Below are 2,320 nucleotides of genomic sequence, written 5' to 3' on the forward strand. Positions count from 1 at the left end.
ACGGTTCTTTGGGGTTCATTGATGGGCTAACTTTGATACAAGACTATTGGTACAACTACACTTCTACCAGACCAGCCCTAGTTTTTGCAACACAACCCCTGATAGTATCCACACGAAGCGCGGGAGCACTCCACAGAATACCCAGCTTCGTGGCATTTTTCAATCAGACTCAAAACCTGGGGCGAATATGTTGCGCTCTGGGTTCTTTTCACGCCTGTGATGAGTGTCAACTGAGGTGTTTGAGAAGTCCCGATTTCTCCACCCCACTGTTCTGGCAAATAAGTTTGTACTACTTCTTCGCCCACCTGATGCCGATGGCAGAAATCCCCAGTCTTTTCAAAGCAACACAGTGTAATATCTGCGCTCGATTGTTGCTGCTTCCGTACCCACAGATCAATCAGCTGTTGTCGGGAGTCGAGAATCTCGCGGAACTGTCGCTTGTACTCCTGCTGCGCGGTGGCATCTTTCACTGATACTTTCCACCACTTGTCGGGTAAGGTTTGAGCGTCACCGCTCTCCCCTCCCCTAAGAACGCAGCATGAGACTTTCACACTCACTGCGCTCAAGCCTTACTTCAAGCGAGTTAACTTGGATTTTGTGTGTACCTGCTTATGACACGCTTTGTGTAGATGCTGAAGGTTTTTTACGTTGTCAAGTCCACCTTGAGCAACAGGTACGATGTGATGGGTTTCTATTTCCTCTCCATTGAATAATGGTTCACCACAGATAGGACATTTCCAGTTTTGGTTTTGAGCGATTTTATAATTGCGAGAGTTTTTCTCCCAGTAGCTCTTACCATATTTCTGGTGGCGTTTTTCCCAATATTCTTTGAGAGAGGGGTCATCTGGTGACGCTTCCCCTTTAACCTTTATATGGCGTTCGATGGGCGTGTATGCTATCGGGTATAAGATTAAATCCTTTTCTTTCCCTTGGCGGTCGCTAATTGTGGTAGCGAACGTCCATTTCTTGCCATTTATGGTTTTAAAGTAACGTTTCCAAACCCATTTTTTGTTTTTGTTGGGGTGTCTACGCTTTGCCCAACACCAAAGATATCTCCATAATCTTGAGGAGATGTAACTAAAGGTTTCTTTGCTGACTACTCCTTTGTAGTAGTTGGCAAAACCTCGGAGAATCGGATTCAGTCTTTTAATGACTAACTCTTGTTCACACCCATTTATTGCTTTAATTTCTTTCCCAATTCGCTTACAAAAGTCTAAGACTTTCTTCTTCGAGGGTTTGATAAGCAATTTGCCATTGTAATGGCGATGGTTGAAGCCGAGGAAGTCGAAACCATCTTCCATTGACGTGATTAATGTCTTCTCCGCACTGAGATTCAAACCTCTTTGTGACAACCATTGCTGAATCTGGATTTGGGCGTTTTTGAGACTTTCCTCATCTCTAGCAGTGACGATAAAGTCATCAGCGTATCTAACCACGCCAAGTTTGGGATTGGTAGCTTTAATAAATGTTTCTAAGCCATGCAATCCGATATTGGCGAGGAGCGGGGAACAAACCCCTCCTTGTGGTGTGCCTGTCTTTGTCGGGTTATACTTCCCTTCAAAGATGAATCCAGCTTTTAACCATCCTTTGATTAGGTTTTTCTTTGGGAAGTTTCCTAACTGTTTAAGGATAGATTCATGGGCAATGTTATCGAAGAATCCTTGAATATCTGCTTCTAGAACCCAGGTGTCTCTGTCACCCTTGACTCTTATGAAGTTTTGGGCGATAGCATCTTGACAACTTCTTCCACATCTGAAGCCATAGGAATTTGCTTCAAATACAGCTTCCCATTCGGGTTCTAGTGAATTAACTATTATTGCCTGTTCAATTCTGTCACGCACGGTTGGGATTCCGAGCGGTCGTTTCTTACCGTTGGCTTTAGGTATCATCACCCGCTTAGTGGGGTTTTGATTACCGCCATTCCAGTGATTTACCAGATTCACTCGCTGCTCTGGGGTATTGATAATTTCTTTATCAATTCCTGCTGTTGCTTTGCCAGGATTTGTCTGAGTGATTTTCCGAACAGATAACAATAAGTTGGCGTAGTTTCTTTGCATCAACTTTTGGAGGCTTCTTAGCTGACGCCAGTTTCCAAGTTTTCTCGCGAGAAAGATTCGTTGACGCAGATTCTTAACCGCTTTGTTGATTTTGCGCCAATTAATTTGACTCCAATCTTCTAGTGGTTTTCTTAGTCCGTTTGTTGTACTTGTGTACGACATCTAACTTATCTTTGAATTAGGTTTCTTTGTCTAGTTTCTTTCTCATAAGACCAAAGAGAAGTCTGCTATTGCTTTCGCTCAGAGGCAAATTCTGAACCTCT

2 protein-coding genes are annotated in these 2,320 nt (G+C 43.5%); both read right to left on the bottom strand.

Going from position 1 to position 2,320, the window contains the following annotated elements:
- Positions 1-77: 77 nt before the first annotated feature.
- A complete protein-coding gene (locus HCR01_RS37635; protein ID WP_193200967.1) occupies positions 78-470 on the bottom strand; it encodes a hypothetical protein in 393 nt (130 codons plus the stop codon).
- Positions 471-569: 99 nt separating this feature from the next.
- On the bottom strand, positions 570-2,219 hold the full coding sequence (gene ltrA, locus HCR01_RS37640; RefSeq protein WP_193200968.1) for a group II intron reverse transcriptase/maturase: 1,650 nt from the start codon (positions 2,217-2,219) through the stop codon (positions 570-572).
- Positions 2,220-2,320: the final 101 nt, after the last annotated feature.

Origin of the sequence: Nostoc sp. MG11 (genome assembly GCF_014904695.1) — a bacterium.
Classification (GTDB): Bacteria; Cyanobacteriota; Cyanobacteriia; order Cyanobacteriales; family Nostocaceae; genus Komarekiella.